This is a genomic window from Chitinilyticum aquatile DSM 21506 (assembly GCF_000430805.1).
Taxonomy (GTDB): Bacteria; Pseudomonadota; Gammaproteobacteria; order Burkholderiales; family Chitinibacteraceae; genus Chitinilyticum; species Chitinilyticum aquatile.
The window spans coordinates 1-17,723 of sequence record NZ_AUMS01000011.1 but is presented as its reverse complement, the minus strand read 5'-3'; the positions used below and the strand labels follow the sequence as shown (position 1 = coordinate 17,723).

Sequence of the window (17,723 nt, the reverse complement as noted above, 5' to 3'; positions counted from 1 at the left end):
GGGAAAACATGGATATTCAACTCATTCCAAACTTCCTGAATGGCCTGCTGGGTGCCGAGCTGGGTTTTGTCGTCTGGACCCTGCTCAAGATCGTCTGCATCGTGGCTCCCATCATGGGGGCCGTGGCCTACACCACGCTCGCTGAGCGCAAGGTGATCGGCTACATGCAGATCCGTATCGGCCCCAACCGCGTTGGCCCGTTCGGCCTGCTGCAGCCGGTCGCTGACGGTATCAAGCTGCTGCTGAAGGAAATCATTGCACCCAGCGCTGCCAGCAAGGGCCTGTATTTCCTGGCGCCGATCTGGGTGCTGGTGCCGGCACTGGCCGCGTGGGCAGTGGTGCCGTTCTACCCCGGCTTTGTGCTGTCCGACATCAATGTGGGCTTGCTCTATGTGATGGCCATTACGTCAATGGGCGTCTACGGCGTGATTCTGGCCGGCTGGGCATCCAACTCGAAGTATGCCTTCCTTGGTGCCATGCGTGCCGCAGCCCAGGTCGTGTCGTACGAACTGGCGATGGGCTTCGCGCTCGTTGGCGTGATGATGGTGTCTTCCAGCCTCAACATGACCGAAATCGTCAACAAGCAGGCCGGCGCATTCGGTCTGGTGTCGTGGAACCTGATTCCGCTGTTGCCGTTGTTCGTGGTCTATTTCATCTCCGGTGTTGCGGAAACCAACCGTGCGCCGTTCGATGTGGTGGAAGGCGAGTCGGAAATCGTGGCCGGTCACATGGTCGAGTATTCAGGCATGAGCTTCGCGCTCTTCTTCCTGGCCGAATACGCCAACATGATCCTGATTTCGGCAATGACCTCGATCATGTTCCTGGGCGGCTGGCTGTCGCCGTTCCCCGCCAGCTGGCCGGTACTTGGCGCCCCTTCCTTCATCTGGTGGGTGCTGAAGGTTGCAGTCATGCTGTTCATGTTCCTGTGGTTCCGTGCCACCTTCCCGCGTTATCGCTATGACCAGCTGATGCGTCTGGGCTGGAAGATCTTCATCCCGGTTACGCTGGTGTGGATCATCGTGGTGGCTGCCTGGATGCAGACACCGTTCTCCATCTGGAACTGAGAGCAACAAGGATAAAAGACCATGGAGAAAATCAATCAATTTTTCAAGACCTTCCTGCTCATCGAGCTGGTGAAGGGCTTGATGCTGACTGGCCGTCATTTCTTCCAGCGCAAGATTACCGTGCAGTTTCCGGAAGAAAAGACGCCGCTCAGCCCGCGTTTCCGCGGCCTGCATGCACAGCGTCGCTACGCCAATGGCGAAGAGCGCTGCATTGCCTGCAAATTGTGCGAAGCGGTTTGCCCGGCGATGGCCATTACCATCGAGTCGGACCAGCGTGATGACGGCACCCGCCGTACTACGCGCTACGACATCGATCTGACCAAGTGCATTTTCTGCGGTTTCTGCGAAGAAGCCTGTCCAGTCGATGCCATCGTTGAAACCCACATTTTCGAGTATCACGGCGAAAAGCGTGGCGATCTGTACTACACCAAGCCGATGTTGCTGGCGGTGGGTGACAAATACGAAGCCGAAATTGCCAAGCGCAAAGCGGCTGACGCCAAGTATCGCTAAGGGGAGGTCGGGTTAAGTCATGACTTTAGCTTTGTTCTACATTTTCGCTGCGGTGCTGGTGTTCGGCGCGTTGCGAGTCATTACTGCCAAGAATCCGGTGCATGCCGTGCTCTGGCTGATTCTGTCCTTCTTCACCAGTGCCTGTCTGTGGATTCTGCTGAAAGCCGAATTCCTGGCAGTTTCGCTCGTCGTGATTTATGTCGGCGCGGTGATGGTGCTCTTCCTCTTCGTTGTGATGATGCTCGACATCAACTTCGAAGAACTGCGCAAGGGCTTCTGGAAGTTCTTCCCGGTCGCTGCCGTTGTAGCGGCCATCATGATGGTCGAGATGGTGCTGGTGCTGACCAATCGCTACGCGCAGATTCCTGGGGCCGAACTGGTCGAGCAGGCGCCGACCGTGCAGGATCTGGGTCGTCTGATCTATATCGACTACTTCCTGCCGTTCCAGCTGTCTGCCGTGCTGCTGCTGGTGGGCATGATCGCCGCCATCGGCCTGACCATCCGCAAGCGCAAGAACACCAAGTATCAGTCGCCCGGCGAGCAAATTGCTGTCAAGGCAGCAGATCGCGTGCGTGTTCTGAAGATGGCGGCCGATGCGCCGCTGGAGGCTCCTGCTGCACCTGCAGCGGATGCCGGTGAACAGAAGCCGCAGGCTTAAAGGGCAGGGGAGAGAAGCAATCGTGGTAACACTGACTCATTATCTGGTGCTCGGCGCCATCCTGTTCTCGCTCAGCGTGTTCGGCATCTTCATGAACCGCAAGAACCTCATCGTGATGCTGATGGCGATCGAACTGATGCTGCTTGCCGTGAACATGAATTTCATCGCCTTCTCGCAGTTCCTCGGGGATACGGCAGGGCAGATTTTCGTGTTCTTCATCCTGACGGTCGCGGCCGCCGAATCGGCGATTGGTCTGGCGATCCTCGTGGTGCTGTTCCGTAACCTGCGCTCGATTGCTGTCGAAGACCTCGGCACCATGAAGGGCTAACGGGCCATAACAAGAATCGACAGAGATACGGATATTTGCAATGGACATGAAAACAATCTACCTGCTGATTCCACTGGCGCCCTTGTTCGGGGCTCTGGTGGCCGGCCTCTTCGGCTGGGCAATCGGCCGCAAGGCAGCGCACACCGTCACGATCGGCGGTGTGGCCGTTTCCTTCCTGCTCTCGGCATACACGCTGAAGTATCTGCTGGGAGGCGGCGAGGCATTTAACGGTACCGTCTATACCTGGACGGTGATTGCTGGCGTTGACTTCAACGTCGGCTTCCTCGTCGATACGCTTACCGCGATGATGATGTGCGTGGTGACCTTCGTGTCGCTGATGGTGCACATCTATACCATCGGCTACATGAGCGAAGATCCGGGTTACCAGCGTTTCTTCAGCTACATCTCGCTGTTTACCTTCTCGATGCTGATGCTCGTGATGAGCAACAACTTCGTGCAGCTGTTCTTCGGATGGGAAGCGGTGGGTCTGGTTTCCTACCTGCTGATCGGCTTCTGGTTCAAGCGCCCGACGGCCACGTTCGCGAACATGAAGGCTTTCCTGATCAATCGCGTCGGTGATTTCGGTTTCCTGCTCGGTATTGGTCTGGTGCTGTATCATTTTGGCTCGCTCGACTACGCGACCGTATTCCAGCAAGTAGCAGCTGATCCGGCTGGCTGGCAGGCCAAGACCATCACGTTGTTTGCCGGGCATGAATGGAATTTGCTGGCTGTAACCTGCATCCTGCTGTTCATCGGCGCGATGGGCAAATCTGCGCAGTTCCCGCTGCATGTGTGGCTGCCGGATTCGATGGAAGGCCCGACGCCGATTTCCGCGCTGATTCACGCGGCAACGATGGTAACGGCCGGCATCTTCATGGTTTCGCGCATGAGCCCGCTGTTCGAGCTGTCCGATACCGCGCTCAGCTTCATCATGGTGATCGGCGCGATTACCGCGCTCTTCATGGGTTTCCTCGGCATCATCCAGAACGACATCAAGCGCGTGGTGGCATATTCCACGCTGTCGCAGCTTGGCTACATGACCGTGGCGCTCGGCGCTTCGGCCTATTCGGTTGCCGTGTTCCACCTGATGACGCATGCCTTCTTCAAGGCCCTGCTGTTCCTGGCTGCCGGTTCGGTCATCATCGGCATGCACCATGATCAGGACATCCGCAATATGGGTGGTCTGAAGAAATACATGCCAATCACCTGGATTACCTCGCTGATCGGTTCCTTGGCCCTGATTGGTACGCCGTTCTTCGCCGGGTTCTACTCCAAGGATTCCATCATCCTGGCGGTTGAGCACAGCAATCTGGCGGGCTCTGGCTTTGCCACCTTTGCCGTGCTGGCCGGTGTATTCGTGACTGCGTTCTATTCTTTCCGCATGTATTTCCTGGTCTTCCATGGCAAGGAGCGCTGGATGTCAGCCGGTCATAGCCATCATCACGGGGATCATGATGATGAGGAGGAATCGCATGATCATCACCACGGTCTTGGCCCGAATGACAAGCCGCACGAGTCGCCGTGGGTCGTGACTCTGCCGCTGGTGTTGCTGGCGATTCCGTCGGTGGTGATCGGCTTCCTGGCCATCGGTCCGATGATTGCCGGTGATTTCTTCAATAACGTCATTTACACCAATCTGGAAGCGCATCCGGCGCTGGAACAGGTGAAGCATCATGCGCATGACGCCCTTGCGATGGGCCTGCATGCGTTCATGACTCTGCCGTTCTGGCTGGCGGTGGCGGGTGTTGCTGCAGCTTATCTGTTCTATATGGTCAAACCGGATCTGGCCACCATGTGCGACCGCTTCTTTACCTCGATCGGCATCAAGAAGCTGATGGAAGAGAAGTACTACATGGACCATCTCTACATCAACGGGTTTGCCGCGGCGGGTCGTGCTGTGGGTACGGTGCTGTGGAAGGTGGGTGACACGCTGCTGATCGACGGTCTTGTGGTCAATGGAGCAGCCCGCGTTGTCGGATTCATTTCCGGCATGGTTCGCAAGCTTCAGACTGGTTACATCTATCACTACGCATTCGCCATGATTCTTGGCGCCATCCTGATGCTGAGCTTCTGGCTCTATGTCTGGGGCGTGAGCGGTGTGTTCTCGAACTGATGTTCATCAGATAGCCGAATCCAATACATTACAAGTAGGTTGACTATGACGGGTAATCTTCTGAACCTTGCGATCTGGGTGCCGATTCTGGCAGGCCTGATCGTACTGGCCACCGGCGGTGACCAGCGTGCCGGAGTGGCGCGCTGGTTGGCACTGGCCGGTGCGCTGGCTGGTTTTATCGTAACCATTCCGCTTTATACGCAGTTCGATGCGCTCAATGCAGCCATGCAGTTCGAGCTCGTCGCACCGTGGATTGCGAGTTACAACATCAACTACCACATCGGGGTTGATGGCTTGTCCGTGTTGTTCGTGATCCTGAACAGTTTCACGACGCTGCTGGTGGTCATCGCTGGCTGGGAAGTGATCAAGGAGCGTGTTGCGCAGTACATGGCGGCATTCCTGATCATGTCCGGCCTGATCAATGGTGCGTTTGCCGCACTGGATGCAATCCTGTTCTACGTGTTCTTCGAGGCAATGCTGATTCCGATGTACCTGATCATCGGTGTCTGGGGTGGCCCGCGTCGCGTATATGCGTCGATCAAGTTCTTCCTCTACACCCTGATGGGCTCATTGCTGACACTGGTTGCTTTCATCTACCTCTATTCGCAAGCCGGCAGTTTCGATATTCTCGATTATTACCGTCTGCCGCTGGGTATGACTGCGCAGGTGTTCCTGCTGATCGCATTCTTCTTTGCCTTTGCGGTAAAGGTGCCGATGTGGCCGGTGCATACCTGGTTGCCGGATGCTCACGTCGAGGCGCCGACCGGCGGTTCCATGGTGCTGGCAGCCATTACCCTGAAGCTGGGCGCGTACGGTTTCCTGCGATTCGCGCTGCCGATTGCTCCGGATGCCTCCCGGGAGTATGCGTGGGTATTTGTAGCGCTGTCGCTGGTTGCAGTCGTATACATCGGTATGGTTGCTCTGGTGCAGAGCGACATGAAGAAGCTGGTAGCCTACTCGTCCATTTCGCACATGGGCTTCGTGACCCTGGGTTTCTTCATGTTCGCCAATGGCATGCTGAACCAATATGCGGTCGTCGGCGCGATTGCGCTGATGGTCAGCCACGGTTTCGTCTCCGCAGCGATGTTCTTCTGCATCGGCGTGATGTATGACCGCGTGCACAGCCGCAAGATTGCCGACTACGGTGGTGTTGCCAACAAGATGCCGATTTTCGCCAGCTTCTTCATGCTATTTGCCATGGCTAACGCAGGCTTGCCGGGCACTGCAGGTTTTGTCGGCGAGTTCTTCGTTGTTCTGGGCGCGGTACAGGTCAATTTCTGGGTTGCCTTTGCGGCGGCAACGACACTGATCTTCGGTGCGGCCTACACCCTGTGGATGTACAAGCGCGTCATCTTCGGCGAAGTGGCCAATGACAATGTGGCCGAGTTGCAGGATGTAAACAAGCGCGAGTTTCTGGTTCTGGCCATTCTGGCGATTGCAGTGCTTGGCATGGGTCTTTACCCGAAGCCGTTCACTGATGTGACGCTGCAATCCGTGAATCATCTGATCGAGCTGGCAGCGCAGACCAAGCTGCAGTAAGACCACTACCGAATACTTGATATAGGTTTAATCATGATTCCAACCAGTCTCAATGCATGGGTGGCAACGCCGGAAATTTTCCTGCTGTGCTCGGCATGTATCGTTCTTCTGTTTGATCTGTTCGTCTCCGATGCACGCAAGCAGGTGACTTACCTGCTGACATTGCTGGTTCTTGCACTGACCGCTGTGCTCACCATCCAGAGTCTGCAGCAAGGGCTGGCTCTGTCGGCATCCGGTGTGTCGGCAGCCCGCTTCGCGTTCAACCACATGTATGTGGCCGATCCGGTTGCCGACTTTGCCAAGCTCGGCATGCTGCTGGGTGTGGCGCTGGTGCTGATCTATGGACGCAGCTACGCCATTGATCGCGGCATTTTCAAGGGCGAGCTGTTTACACTGACACTGTTTTCGCTGCTGGGCATGATGGTGATGGCATCGGCCACCAACTTCCTGACCCTGTATGTCGGCCTCGAGTTGCTCTCGCTGGCGATCTATGCGCTGGTTGCGCTGCCCCGTGGCAATGTTCGCGCCAGCGAAGCGGCCATGAAGTATTTCGTTCTTGGCGCGCTGGCATCCGGCATGCTGCTCTACGGTCTGTCCATGCTGTATGGTGCGACCGGTTCGCTGGATGTCTACGAAGTCTCTGCCCGCATCGCCCAGGCACAGTTCAATCCGATGCTGTTGACCTTCGGCATGGTGTTTGTCGTGACCGGTATTGGTTTCAAGCTGGGAGCCGTACCTTTCCACATGTGGGTGCCGGATGTTTATGAGGGCTCTCCCACGCTGCTGGCACAACTCATCGGCTCCGCTCCCAAACTGGCTGCGTTCGTATTCGTGCTGCGTTTGCTGGGCGAGGCCATGGGGCAGTTCGGTCCGCTGTGGGGCGAAATGCTGAAATACATCGCCATTCTGTCGCTCGTCATTGGTAATTTGGCTGCGATTGCACAAACCAATATCAAGCGGATGCTGGCGTACTCGACCATTTCGCACATGGGTTTCCTGCTGCTGGGGGTGATGACGCATTCTGAAATCGGCTACGCCGCCGCATTCTTCTATGCGATGACTTATGTGATCACCGCAGCGGCTTCCTTCGGCCTGATCATGCTGCTGTCCCGTAACGGTTTCGAATGCGAAAACATCGCCGACTTCAAGGGGCTGAACAAGCGCAGCCCCTGGTTCGCCGGCATGATGCTGATGGTGATGTTCTCGATGGCCGGTATTCCGGCGTTCGTAGGCTTTTTCGCCAAGCTCTCCGTGCTGCGTGCCTTGGTCGATTCCGGTTTGACCTGGCTGGCTGTTGTTGCCATCGTGTTCTCGCTGATCGGCGCGTTCTACTATCTGCGTGTCGTCAAGGTCATGTACTTCGACGAACCGGAGGGGGAACTGCTGGCACCTGCTGGCGAGCTGGATGCCAAGCTGCTGCTCTCCCTGAACTGCCTGCTGCTGCTGGTTCTCGGTGTATTCCCGAACCAATTGCTGACCAGTCTGTCTCATGCTGTGAATTTAACCATGGCAGGTTCTGCCGGGATGATGCTGCAGTAATGACTCTAGAAGTAATCGTGTTTGGCACATTGGCGGCTCTGGCTGCCAATTTGCCATTTCTCAGCGACAAGTTGTTTGGTGTGGTTGTTCGCCCGCAGGGCAAGGGGTTTTCCTGGCGTCTGCTCGAGTGGTCGCTGTTGTACCTGTTGCTGGGGGCGATAGCATGGTGGCTGGAAGGGCGGCATTCTCCGGTTCATCCGCAAAAGTGGCCGTTCTATGCCACAACACTTTGTCTTTTCATGGTTTTCTCATGGCCAGGTTTTGTCTGGCGCTATTTCTGGCGCAGGCCGGGCGTGTAATTCGCAGAAATGTCTTGTCAGCTGCGCAGGATGTCGGTAGTATTCGCAGCTCTTCAGGCACGTAGCTCAGCTGGTTAGAGCACCACCTTGACATGGTGGGGGTCGTTGGTTCGAGTCCAATCGTGCCTACCAAACAAATGGAGTCAAGCCCATGTTTCGAACTTGCACAACTACCTGGTGTTAAGCAACCGGTAGCCGTGCATTGGGCTTGATCAGAAAAAGTGCGGCAATTGCCGCACTTTTTTTTTGTCCGGCGCAGCCGGGTCATCGAATTCAAATATTGCAAAGGGCGCATACCATGCCAGTCATTACCCTTCCGGATGGTTCTCAACGACAATTTGATGCCGCGGTAACGGTGGCGGGTGTTGCTGCCAGTATCGGCGCAGGCCTTGCACGGGCTGCGCTGGCCGGCAAGGTGGATGGCAAGCTGGTCGATACCAGTTATCTGATCGACCGCGATGTCCAGTTGGCTATTGTGACCGACAAGGATGCGGATGGGCTGGAGGTAATCCGCCACTCGACCGCCCACTTGCTGGCGTATGCAGTCAAGCAGTTGTTCCCTACTGCGCAGGTGACAATCGGCCCGGTAATCGACAACGGCTTCTACTACGACTTCAGCTACCAGCGGCCGTTTACGCCGGAAGATCTGGCGCAGATTGAAAAGAAAATGACTGAGCTGGCCAAGGCCGATATTCCGGTCGAGCGCTATGAGCTTGAGCGCGATGAGGCCGTAGCCTACTTCAAGGGTATCGGCGAACACTACAAGGCCGAAATCATTGCCAGCATCCCTAGCAATGAGCCGCTGTCGCTGTATCGTGAAGGCGAATTCACCGACCTGTGTCGCGGGCCGCATGTACCCTCGACCGGCAAACTGAAAGTATTCAAGCTGATGAAGGTGGCCGGTGCCTACTGGCGCGGTGACAGCAATAACGAGATGCTCACCCGGGTATATGGCACTGCGTGGGCCAAGAAGGAGGATATGGAGCAATACCTCCATATGCTCGAAGAGGCCGAAAAGCGTGACCACCGCAAGATCGGCAAGCAGCTCGACCTGTTCCACATGCAGGAAGAGGCGCCGGGCATGGTGTTCTGGCACCCGAAGGGCTGGTCGATCTGGCAAACCATCGAGCAGTACATGCGTCGCCAGCTTGCCAAGCATGGCTACCAGGAAATTCGCACTCCGACCGTGATGGACCGTAGTTTGTGGGAAAAATCCGGCCACTGGGACAATTACCATGACAATATGTTCACGACCCAGTCAGAAAAGCGTGACTACGCTGTCAAGCCGATGAATTGCCCGGGGCATATCCAGGTCTATAACCAGGGTCTGCGTTCGTACCGTGATCTGCCGCTGCGCTATGCCGAATTCGGCTCCTGTCACCGCAACGAACCGTCCGGCTCGCTGCACGGCATGATGCGTGTGCGTGGCTTTACCCAGGATGACGCCCACATTTTCTGTACCGAAGACCAGGTGCAGGGTGAAGCGGCTGCGTTCATCGACCTGCTGCAGGCCGTCTACAAGGATTTCGGTTTTGATGACATCCAGGTGAAGCTGTCTACCCGTCCGGAAAAGCGTGTGGGTACCGAAGAAAGCTGGGACAAGGCCGAAGGCAGTCTGGCCGCCGCACTTGATTCCAAGTCGCTTGTCTTCGAATACCAGCCGGGCGAGGGGGCTTTCTATGGCCCCAAGATCGAATTCTCGCTGAAGGATTGCCTGGGGCGCGTGTGGCAGTGCGGCACCCTGCAGATCGATCCGAATCTGCCGGAGCGTCTGGGTGCCGAGTACATCGGTGAGGACAACAGCAAGCATCGTCCAATCATGCTGCACCGCGCGGTGCTGGGCTCGATGGAGCGCTTCATCGGCATTCTGATCGAGCACCATGCCGGTGCTTTCCCGCTGTGGCTGGCGCCGGTGCAGATGGTGATCTCGAATATCTCCGATGGCCAGCGTGAATACGTCGAAAAAGTGGCTGCAGAACTGACCTCGGCGGGCTTCCGTGTAAATGCTGACTTGAGAAACGAGAAGATTACCTATAAAATCCGCGAACATAGCTTGCAGAAGGTTCCTTACCAGCTCATCGTGGGCGACAAGGAACGTGATGCGGGCTTGGTAGCCGTGCGCAGCCGCAGTGGTGAAGATCTGGGGCAAGTCAGCGTGGAAGCGCTGATCGAACGCCTGAAAGCGGAACTCCCGCAGATCTGATGCGACGCAACGCACGGTTTTTCTTTTGACTGACTTGGAGAACGACAATAGCTGCTCAAGAAAAAGAGCCGCGGATCAATGGTGAGATTACCGCGCGCGAAATTCGATTGCAGGGCGAAGAAGGTGAACAACTGGGCGTAGTCAGCCTGCGTGAAGCACTGGAAAAGGCCGAAGAGCTCGAGGTGGACCTGGTAGAGATTGCGCCCAATGCGCAGCCGCCGGTTTGCCGCCTGATGGACTATGGCAAGTTCAAGTACCAGAAGTCCAAAAAAGAGCATGCAGCCAAGCTCAAGCAAAAGCAGATCCAGGTCAAGGAAGTCAAACTGCGTCCTGGTACTGACGAAAACGACTACCAGATCAAGCTGCGCAATCTGATCCGTTTTCTGGAAGATGGCGACAAGGCCAAGGTTACCCTTCGTTTCCGCGGCCGTGAAATGGCGCACCAGAACATCGGTCTGGCACAGCTGAAGCGCATCGAAGCTGATCTGGGCGAACTGGCCATCGTGGAGCAATTCCCGAAGCTGGAAGGCCGTCAGATGGTGATGATGCTGGCGCCGAAGAAAAAGGTTTGAGCGTGAACGCCGCGAAAGCGGCGCGACGCATGCTTTAACGGAGGGCAACCGGCTCCGTAGCAGGATTTCCTGCACTGGTTGCACCAAAAACGTGGTGGCGGGCTTAAGTTCCGGCGTATGCAGATACACCGGGCGCCTGTTGCCGGATCCAAAAGCAAACTTGGAGAGCATTTCAATGCCCAAGATGAAGACCAAGAGCGGCGCAGCCAAGCGCCTGAAAGTGCTTGGTGGCGGTGGTGTTAAGCGCAGCAAAGCGTTCAAGCGCCACATCCTGACCAAGAAGACCACCAAGAACAAGCGCCAACTGCGCGGCACATGCATGGTCGATGCGACCAACATGGGTCACGTACGTGCAATGTTGCCCTACGCGTAACCAAAGGAGATAAGACATGCCTCGCGTTAAACGTGGTGTAACTGCCCGTGCTCGTCACAAAAAAGTTCTAGCTCTGGCCAAGGGCTATCGCGGTCGTCGTAAAAACGTCTACCGTATCGCCAAGCAAGCGGTTATGAAGGCAGGCCAATATGCCTACCGTGACCGTCGCCAAAGGAAGCGTCAGTTCCGTCAACTGTGGATCGCCCGTATCAACGCCGCTGCGCGTGAACTGGGTCTGGCCTACAGCCGCTTCATGAACGGCCTGAAGAAGGCTGGCATCGAAGTGGATCGCAAGGTACTGGCAGACCTGGCTGTATTCGACAAGCCGGCTTTTGCCGCCTTTGTTGAAAAGGCCAAGGCAAGTCTCGCTGCCTGAGCGGAATAGCTGTTCGAAAGGGAGGCGGAAGCCTCCCTTTTTTATTCCTCTATCAGAGTAATGATAGGGGTATGCCTCTGAAATTGTCTTTTTTGAAGGGCTATGGGCGTATCCATGGGTGAGTATGTGCGCTGTGGCTGTTCCGGAAAGACAATTCCCCATTCACCCATGCCTCGCTGGCGAAGAGATGCATCATGGTAGCCAATGTGACCCCCTTGCTTGAAGAAGGCCTCGCCGCCTTGACTGCGGCGCAAGATCCGCAGGAACTGGAAAACACCAAGGCGCGCTATATCGGGAAGGAGGGTGCCATCACCGCCTTGCTGAAACAGCTCGGCAGTCTGCCGCCGGAAGAAAAGAAAACCTACGGCGCGACGGTCAATCAGGCCAAGCAGGCCTTCGAAGCCGCGCTGAATGCGCGGCGTGAGGCGCTTGCCGCTGAAAAGCTGGCGAAGCAGCTGGCCGCTGAAGCGCTCGACATCACCCTGCCGGGGCGTGGCCATGCCGGCGGCGGCCTGCATCCGGTGACACTGGTGCAGCAGCGCATCGAGTCGCTGTTCCGCTCGATCGGCTTTGCCGTTGCCGACGGACCGGAAATAGAGAACGACTTCCACAACTTCGAAGCGCTGAACATTCCGAAGAATCACCCCGCGCGGGCGATGCAGGATACCTTCTACGTCGAAAGCGACGGCGAACCGCTGGTACTGCGCACGCACACCAGTCCGATCCAGGTGCGCTACATGCTCGACAACGAGCCTCCGATCAAGATCGTTGCCCCCGGCCGCGTGTTCCGCGTCGATTCCGATGCCACGCACTCGCCGATGTTCCACCAGATGGAAGGTCTGTGGGTGGAAGAGGGCGTGTCGTTTGCCGACCTGAAGAGCGTGATCGTCGACTTTCTGCGCCGCTTCTTCGAGCGCGATGACTTGCAGGTGCGCTTCCGTCCGTCCTTCTTCCCGTTCACCGAGCCGTCCGCCGAAATCGACGTCCTCGGCGCGCGCGGTTGGCTGGAAGTCGGCGGCTGCGGCATGGTGCATCCGAACGTGCTGCGCAATGTGAACATCGATCCCGAAAAATACACCGGCTTTGCCTTCGGTATCGGTCTGGACCGCTTTGCGATGCTGTATTACGGCGTGAATGATCTGCGTCTGTTTTTCGAGAACGACCAGACATTCCTGCAGCAATTCAAATAAGAAGGGACAAGGGGCAAACCATGCAATTCTCCGAACAGTGGCTGCGCACCTGGGTCAACCCTGCGCTGCAATCCGACGAACTCGCCCATCTGCTGACCATGGCCGGGCTGGAAGTCGAAGAAAACGAACCGGCTGCACCGGCTTTCAACGATGTGTTTGTGGCTGAAGTGCTGTCGATCACCAAGCATCCGGATGCGGATCGCCTGAATGTCTGCACGGTCAACGTGGGTGAAAATGAACCGCTGACCATCGTCTGCGGCGCGCCCAATGTAGCGCCGGGGCTGAAAGTGCCGTGCGCGCGCATCGGCGCCAATTTGCCGGGCGATTTCAAGATCAAGCGCGCCAAGGTGCGTGGCGTCGAGTCTTTCGGCATGCTGTGCTCGGGTGACGAACTCGGTATTCCGGATGGCGTTGATGGCCTGCTGATTCTGCCGGCAGATGCGCCGGTCGGTGCGTCGCTGCGTGATTATCTGCAGCTGGATGATCGCCTGCTGACACTCAAGCTCACGCCGAACCGTACCGATTGTCTTTCGATCAAGGGTATTGCCCGCGAAGTATCGGCTTTGTTGGGTTGTGAGCAGACACCTGTTAGTGTATCCGAAGTTGCGGCAACGATCGATGCGACCCGGGCCGTGCAGCTGGGCGATGCTGCTGCCTGCCCGCGCTACGCCGGCCGGGTGATTCGCGGCGTGAATGCCAAGGCACCGACGCCAGTATGGATGAAGCAGCGCCTGGAGCGCTCCGGTGTGCGCAGCATATCCGCGCTGGTTGACGTGACCAACTACGTGCTGCTGGAACAGGGCCAGCCGATGCACGCCTTTGACAACGCCAAGCTAGAAGGTGCAATCACCGCGCGCATGGCCGTCGCCGGCGAAAAGATCGTGCTGCTGAATGACAAGGAGCTGGTGCTCGACGCTGACATGCTGGTCATCGCTGATGCGAAGCAGCCGGTCGCTCTGGCCGGCATCATGGGCGGCGCTGCGACTGCGGTTGGCGATGACACGACCGAGATTTTCCTGGAATCCGCTTTCTTTACCCCGAATGTGATCGCCGGCAAGTCCCGCCGTATCGGTTTCGGCTCGGATTCCAGCTACCGCTTCGAGCGTGGCGTCGATTTTGCCGCCACCCGCGTCGCGCTGGAGCGCGCCACGCAACTGGTGCTCGAGATCTGCGGTGGTGAGGCCGGTCCGGTCGTCGAGCAGATCGCGGAGCTGCCGGTGCGTCCGGCGGTGGCGCTGCGCCTGTCGCGCGTTGCCCGTGTGCTGGGCGTGTCGCTGCCTGCCGAGCGGATTGTTGCCATTCTCGAAAGTCTGGGCCTGGGTGTGAGCGTGGATGGTGATGTGCTGAGTGTCACCCCGCCATCCTTCCGTTTCGACATCGAAATCGAAGAAGACCTGATCGAAGAAATTGCCCGCGTTTATGGTTACGACAATATCCCGGTTGCGCCGTCCGCAGCGCGCCTGGCGATGCTGAAACAGCCGGGCGATCTGCGCAACAAGTTTGCACTGAAGCAGATTCTTGTGGCCCGCGACTATTTCGAGGCGATCAACTACGCCTTCGTTGAAGAGCGCTGGGAAAATGAGCTCGCCGGCAATGCAACGCCGGTGCGTCTGGTGAACCCGATCGCCAGCCAGTGGAACGTGATGCGCTCCAGCCTGATCGGTGGTCTGGTCAATGCACTGAAAGCCAACCAGAACCGTCGCCAGGATCGTGTGCGCCTGTTCGAACTGGCGCGTGTGTTCCATGGCACGGCAGCCGATGCGCAGCCGGAAAAGCTGGCCGCCCTCGCTTGGGGCGGGCGGCATGCCGAGCAGTGGGGCGCAGGCAAGGACACGGTTGATTTCTTCGACATCAAGGCCGATGTCGAAGCGTTGCTCGCGCCGCGCGTGGCGGAATACCGCCGCGCCAGCCATCCTGCGCTGCATCCGGGGCGTTCTGCCGAGGTGTGGCTCGATGGCCGCTGCATAGGTGTGCTGGGTGAACTGCATCCGCGCTGGGTGCAGGGGTACGAGCTGGGCAGTGCGCCGGTGCTGTTCGAAATCGATGTCGCCGCGCTGCTGAATGTGCCGCGTATCGAAGCAAAGCCGCATGCCAAGTTCCAGTCGGTACGCCGCGACTTGGCCTTGCTGGTGGACGAATCAGTTGCTGTTGCTGATCTGCTGGCGGCGTTCGCGGGGCTGAAAAACCCGCTGGTCACTGCCGTCGAAATCTTTGATGTATATCGAGGAAAGGGCTTGCCGGAAGGGAAAAAGAGCCTTGCATTCAAAGTGTTAATGCAAGATACTGCCAAAACCCTGACCGATGAAGAAGTCGAAGTTGTGATTGCCGGTTTGATCAAGATTGCCGAAAAATCCGGCGCCCATTTGCGAGTCTGATAGAACACCATGCAGTACGGAACCTCTACCCTTACCCTGACCAAAGCCGACCTTGCCGACCTGCTGTTCGACAAGGTCGGGCTCAACAAGCGCGAAGCCAAGGACATGGTCGAAGCGTTTTTTGACGAAATCCGCAGCTCATTGGCCGACGGTGATGCCGTCAAGCTGTCGGGCTTTGGCAACTTCCAGTTGCGCGACAAGCCACAGCGCCCGGGCCGCAACCCGAAAACCGGCGAGGAAATTCCCATTTCCGCACGCCGTGTGGTAACTTTCCATGCTAGTCAGAAGTTGAAGGGCATGGTTGAAGACCATTATGCAAAGCACAGCCAACGTCATTCCCAGCAGTGAGCTTCCTTCCATCCCCGCCAAACGCTATTTCACCATCGGTGAAGTGAGTGAATTGTGCGGGGTGAAGCCCCATGTACTGCGGTACTGGGAGCAGGAGTTCACCCAGCTCAAGCCGGTCAAGCGGCGTGGCAACCGCCGCTATTACCAGCATCACGAAGTGCTGCTGGTGCGCCGGATCCGGACGCTGCTCTACGAGCAGGGCTTCACCATCAGCGGCGCCCGCAATCAGCTGGCAGCGGCAGCCGGCGAGGCCAGTGCCGGACACGATGATGGCCATATCAGCCTGCAGGAAATCCGTCACGAGCTTGAGGACCTGCTCGACTGGCTCGAAGGTAACGAGGCCTGATAATCCCTCCGATCACCTCAGATCATCAGCCCAAAACCCGTACATCCGCTGTGCGGGTTTTTGCTTTCGGGCGCCCCCTTGCACCCCATGCAGGTGGTTTGGTTGGCGTAACCCTGTGAAGGGCGCTTGCTCATCGATGTTCATCTGGCTATAATGCGTCCTCTTTCGGAATGTAGCGCAGCCTGGTAGCGCACTTGCATGGGGTGCAAGGGGTCGCGAGTTCGAATCCCGCCATTCCGACCAATAAAAACAAGGGCTTACGACTTCACGGTCGTAGGCCCTTGTTGCGTTTCTGTTTTTATTTCCGCTACGCCCCGACATACGCCCCGACAGAGTTCTAAACATGGCGTGGCGATTTGATCGCGAGTCTAGCTGTGAGATATCTGCGGCAAAGTTGATTAGGTCCCGGTGCTCAGTCTTTGGCTACAGGGATTTCATCCCAGCGGGTTGTCCAGCACGGTGAAACGCTGTTCTGCCGCATCTTCCAGCCGTGGCCATAGCCGGCGCTGGCAACCCGCAGTGTGCCGCGCCCCCAGCGCTGGTTGATGGCATCCATGGTGTCATTGAGTAGCGCCCGTTTCAGCGGATCGGCTTGCTCGACAAACAGGTGCCCCTGGATGCCGCTGCGGGGTTGAAGATCCAGCAGCATGACGCCAGCCTTGGCGTAACTGAAACCGCGTCGGTAGATGCGCTTGAGCACCCATAGTGCCGCGCGGGTGAGCAGCAGTGTGTCATCACTGGCTTGCGCGAGCGGCACGGCGACGTGCTTGCTGTATTGCGGGTCATCCGGCCGGAATGGGTTGGTGCGGATGTAGACGGCCAGTGCCCCGGCGACCGACTGCTGCCGGCGCAGTTTTTCCGATGCGCGCGCCACGTAGGTGCTCACGGCCTCGGCCAGTTCACGATAACGGCAAATCGGTTGCCCAAACGAACGGGAGCAGAGAATCTGCTGTTTGTCCGGCGCATGATCTTCCAGGGCAAGGCAGGGGATGCCGTTCAATTCCAGCACCGTGCGTTGCAGCACGACGTTGTAGCGCTGCCGGACCAGTTCGGGGTCCGCACGGGCCAGATCGGCGACGCAGTGAATTCCTTCCGCATTCAGCCGTTTGCAAAGGCGCGGACCGACACCCCAGACCTCGCCCACTTCAACGTCCTGCAGATACTGCTGACGAGCATCTGGGCTGAGCGCGTTCCAGTCACTGACGCCGGCAAACTCCGGGCGCTTCTTGGCAAGGTGATTGGCAAACTTGGCCAGCGTCTTGGTCGGTGCGATGCCAACACAGACTGGTAACCTGGTCGCATGGCGTACGGTCTGCCGGATGGTCTGGCCGAGCTCGGTGAAATCCGGATATAGGCTGGCCAATCCCCCCAGCCCGAGAAAGCACTCGTCAATCGAATACACCTCCTGATCGGGGCTGAATTCCGCCAGCACCTGCATGACACGGTTGCTCATGTCGGCATACAGCGCATAGTTGCTGCTGAACGCCAGAATGCCCTGTTGCTGGGCCAGCTCGCGCAACTGGTGCCATGGATGGCCCATGCGTACGCCAAGCGCTTTCACTTCATTGGAGCGCGCCACCACACAGCCATCGTTGTTCGACAGCACCACCACCGGCTTGCCTTCCAGCACCGGCTGGAACACCCGCTGGCAGCTCACATAGAAGTTGTTGACGTCGATGAGGGCAATCATCGTGGCTCCATGAACCAGGCCACAACAACCCCCCAGATGCTCAGCTCCTGCTCCTCGCACAGCACAATCGGCGGAAACGCCGGATTCTCGGCAATCAAGGCCAGGCGCTGCCCGCGTGCATACAGGCGCTTCACCGTGAAATCGTTATCGATGACCGCCACCACAATATCGTCATGCCGCGCCTCGCGGCGGCAATCCAC

The 17,723-nt window shown here is 57.7% G+C and carries 18 protein-coding genes and 2 tRNA genes; 18 read left to right on the top strand and 2 right to left on the bottom strand.

Annotation, left to right across the window (positions count from 1 at the left end; all coding sequences use genetic code 11):
- Positions 1 to 8: 8 nt before the first annotated feature.
- The 18 genes from nuoH to H559_RS0108055 all read left to right on the top strand — a co-directional run bounded on the left by nuoH (position 9) and on the right by H559_RS0108055 (position 16,076).
- Complete coding sequence (nuoH, locus tag H559_RS0108140) at positions 9 to 1,064, top strand: NADH-quinone oxidoreductase subunit NuoH (RefSeq protein ID WP_034640378.1); 1,056 nt, start codon at positions 9 to 11, stop codon at positions 1,062 to 1,064.
- Between the two features lie 21 nt (positions 1,065 to 1,085).
- A complete protein-coding gene (gene nuoI / locus H559_RS0108135) occupies positions 1,086 to 1,574 on the top strand; it encodes an NADH-quinone oxidoreductase subunit NuoI (RefSeq protein ID WP_028452298.1) in 489 nt (162 codons plus the stop codon).
- A gap of 19 nt (positions 1,575 to 1,593) precedes the next feature.
- Complete coding sequence (locus H559_RS0108130) at positions 1,594 to 2,232, top strand: NADH-quinone oxidoreductase subunit J (RefSeq protein ID WP_028452297.1); 639 nt, start codon at positions 1,594 to 1,596, stop codon at positions 2,230 to 2,232.
- Between the two features lie 22 nt (positions 2,233 to 2,254).
- Positions 2,255 to 2,560 carry an NADH-quinone oxidoreductase subunit NuoK gene (nuoK, locus tag H559_RS0108125; RefSeq protein WP_245579348.1) on the top strand — a complete coding sequence of 102 codons (306 nt, stop codon included), beginning with the start codon at positions 2,255 to 2,257 and terminating at the stop codon, positions 2,558 to 2,560.
- A 40-nt stretch (positions 2,561 to 2,600) separates the two neighbouring features.
- A complete protein-coding gene (nuoL, locus tag H559_RS0108120; RefSeq protein ID WP_028452295.1) occupies positions 2,601 to 4,673 on the top strand; it encodes an NADH-quinone oxidoreductase subunit L in 2,073 nt (690 codons plus the stop codon).
- 45 nt (positions 4,674 to 4,718) lie between these two features.
- Complete coding sequence (locus H559_RS0108115) at positions 4,719 to 6,212, top strand: NADH-quinone oxidoreductase subunit M (RefSeq protein WP_028452294.1); 1,494 nt, start codon at positions 4,719 to 4,721, stop codon at positions 6,210 to 6,212.
- 33 nt (positions 6,213 to 6,245) lie between these two features.
- Entirely contained in the window at positions 6,246 to 7,751 is a 1,506-nt protein-coding gene (gene nuoN / locus H559_RS0108110) for an NADH-quinone oxidoreductase subunit NuoN (protein ID WP_051279118.1), read from the top strand.
- The gene (locus H559_RS0108105; protein WP_028452292.1) at positions 7,751 to 8,050 is read left to right on the top strand and encodes a DUF2818 family protein; all 300 of its coding nucleotides are present in this window, start codon (positions 7,751 to 7,753) and stop codon (positions 8,048 to 8,050) included. The genes nuoN and H559_RS0108105 overlap by 1 nt, the downstream gene beginning before the upstream one ends.
- A 55-nt stretch (positions 8,051 to 8,105) precedes the next feature.
- Positions 8,106 to 8,182: transfer RNA gene (locus H559_RS0108100), tRNA-Val, on the top strand.
- 166 nt (positions 8,183 to 8,348) lie between these two features.
- Positions 8,349 to 10,253 (top strand): threonine--tRNA ligase, encoded by a 1,905-nt coding sequence (gene thrS, locus H559_RS0108095; protein ID WP_028452291.1) that lies wholly within the window; start codon positions 8,349 to 8,351, stop codon positions 10,251 to 10,253.
- Between the two features lie 29 nt (positions 10,254 to 10,282).
- Positions 10,283 to 10,825 carry a translation initiation factor IF-3 gene (gene infC, locus H559_RS0108090; protein ID WP_081412947.1) on the top strand — a complete coding sequence of 181 codons (543 nt, stop codon included), beginning with the start codon at positions 10,283 to 10,285 and terminating at the stop codon, positions 10,823 to 10,825.
- Between the two features lie 175 nt (positions 10,826 to 11,000).
- Positions 11,001 to 11,198, top strand: a complete 198-nt coding sequence (rpmI, locus tag H559_RS0108085) for a 50S ribosomal protein L35 (protein ID WP_028452289.1) — start codon at positions 11,001 to 11,003, stop codon at positions 11,196 to 11,198.
- Between the two features lie 16 nt (positions 11,199 to 11,214).
- On the top strand, positions 11,215 to 11,574 hold the full coding sequence (gene rplT / locus H559_RS0108080; RefSeq protein WP_028452288.1) for a 50S ribosomal protein L20: 360 nt from the start codon (positions 11,215 to 11,217) through the stop codon (positions 11,572 to 11,574).
- Between the two features lie 194 nt (positions 11,575 to 11,768).
- A complete protein-coding gene (pheS, locus tag H559_RS0108075; RefSeq protein ID WP_028452287.1) occupies positions 11,769 to 12,764 on the top strand; it encodes a phenylalanine--tRNA ligase subunit alpha in 996 nt (331 codons plus the stop codon).
- 20 nt (positions 12,765 to 12,784) lie between these two features.
- The gene (gene pheT / locus H559_RS0108070; RefSeq protein ID WP_028452286.1) at positions 12,785 to 15,139 is read left to right on the top strand and encodes a phenylalanine--tRNA ligase subunit beta; all 2,355 of its coding nucleotides are present in this window, start codon (positions 12,785 to 12,787) and stop codon (positions 15,137 to 15,139) included.
- Between the two features lie 9 nt (positions 15,140 to 15,148).
- Complete coding sequence (locus H559_RS0108065; protein ID WP_028452285.1) at positions 15,149 to 15,487, top strand: integration host factor subunit alpha; 339 nt, start codon at positions 15,149 to 15,151, stop codon at positions 15,485 to 15,487.
- Positions 15,453 to 15,833, top strand: a complete 381-nt coding sequence (locus H559_RS0108060) for a MerR family transcriptional regulator (RefSeq protein WP_028452284.1) — start codon at positions 15,453 to 15,455, stop codon at positions 15,831 to 15,833. The genes H559_RS0108065 and H559_RS0108060 overlap by 35 nt, the downstream gene beginning before the upstream one ends.
- A 166-nt stretch (positions 15,834 to 15,999) precedes the next feature.
- Positions 16,000 to 16,076, top strand: a tRNA-Pro gene (locus H559_RS0108055).
- Between the two features lie 169 nt (positions 16,077 to 16,245).
- On the opposite strand, the gene H559_RS0108050 is transcribed toward H559_RS0108055, so the two are convergent.
- Positions 16,246 to 17,523 carry a Y-family DNA polymerase gene (locus H559_RS0108050; protein ID WP_028452283.1) on the bottom strand — a complete coding sequence of 426 codons (1,278 nt, stop codon included), beginning with the start codon at positions 17,521 to 17,523 and terminating at the stop codon, positions 16,246 to 16,248.
- A partial coding sequence (locus H559_RS0108045; protein WP_028452282.1) for a LexA family protein occupies positions 17,520 to 17,723 on the bottom strand: 204 nt, incomplete at its 5' end. The genes H559_RS0108050 and H559_RS0108045, both read right to left, overlap by 4 nt.

What these genes read in the sequence shown, in the direction of transcription:
- H559_RS0108060 (WP_028452284.1), top strand. Translation starts at nt 15,453, where the DNA reads ATGCAAAGCACAGCCAACGTCATTCCCAGCAGTGAGCTTCCTTCCATC.
- pheT (WP_028452286.1), top strand. Translation starts at nt 12,785, where the DNA reads ATGCAATTCTCCGAACAGTGGCTGCGCACCTGGGTCAACCCTGCGCTG.
- H559_RS0108115 (WP_028452294.1), top strand. Translation starts at nt 4,719, where the DNA reads ATGACGGGTAATCTTCTGAACCTTGCGATCTGGGTGCCGATTCTGGCA.
- nuoN (WP_051279118.1), top strand. Translation starts at nt 6,246, where the DNA reads ATGATTCCAACCAGTCTCAATGCATGGGTGGCAACGCCGGAAATTTTC.
- nuoL (WP_028452295.1), top strand. Translation starts at nt 2,601, where the DNA reads ATGGACATGAAAACAATCTACCTGCTGATTCCACTGGCGCCCTTGTTC.
- pheS (WP_028452287.1), top strand. Translation starts at nt 11,769, where the DNA reads ATGGTAGCCAATGTGACCCCCTTGCTTGAAGAAGGCCTCGCCGCCTTG.
- rplT (WP_028452288.1), top strand. Translation starts at nt 11,215, where the DNA reads ATGCCTCGCGTTAAACGTGGTGTAACTGCCCGTGCTCGTCACAAAAAA.
- H559_RS0108065 (WP_028452285.1), top strand. Translation starts at nt 15,149, where the DNA reads ATGCAGTACGGAACCTCTACCCTTACCCTGACCAAAGCCGACCTTGCC.
- thrS (WP_028452291.1), top strand. Translation starts at nt 8,349, where the DNA reads ATGCCAGTCATTACCCTTCCGGATGGTTCTCAACGACAATTTGATGCC.
- rpmI (WP_028452289.1), top strand. Translation starts at nt 11,001, where the DNA reads ATGCCCAAGATGAAGACCAAGAGCGGCGCAGCCAAGCGCCTGAAAGTG.
- nuoH (WP_034640378.1), top strand. Translation starts at nt 9, where the DNA reads ATGGATATTCAACTCATTCCAAACTTCCTGAATGGCCTGCTGGGTGCC.
- H559_RS0108130 (WP_028452297.1), top strand. Translation starts at nt 1,594, where the DNA reads ATGACTTTAGCTTTGTTCTACATTTTCGCTGCGGTGCTGGTGTTCGGC.
- H559_RS0108050 (WP_028452283.1), bottom strand. Translation starts at nt 17,523, where the DNA reads ATGATTGCCCTCATCGACGTCAACAACTTCTATGTGAGCTGCCAGCGG.
- H559_RS0108105 (WP_028452292.1), top strand. Translation starts at nt 7,751, where the DNA reads ATGACTCTAGAAGTAATCGTGTTTGGCACATTGGCGGCTCTGGCTGCC.
- nuoI (WP_028452298.1), top strand. Translation starts at nt 1,086, where the DNA reads ATGGAGAAAATCAATCAATTTTTCAAGACCTTCCTGCTCATCGAGCTG.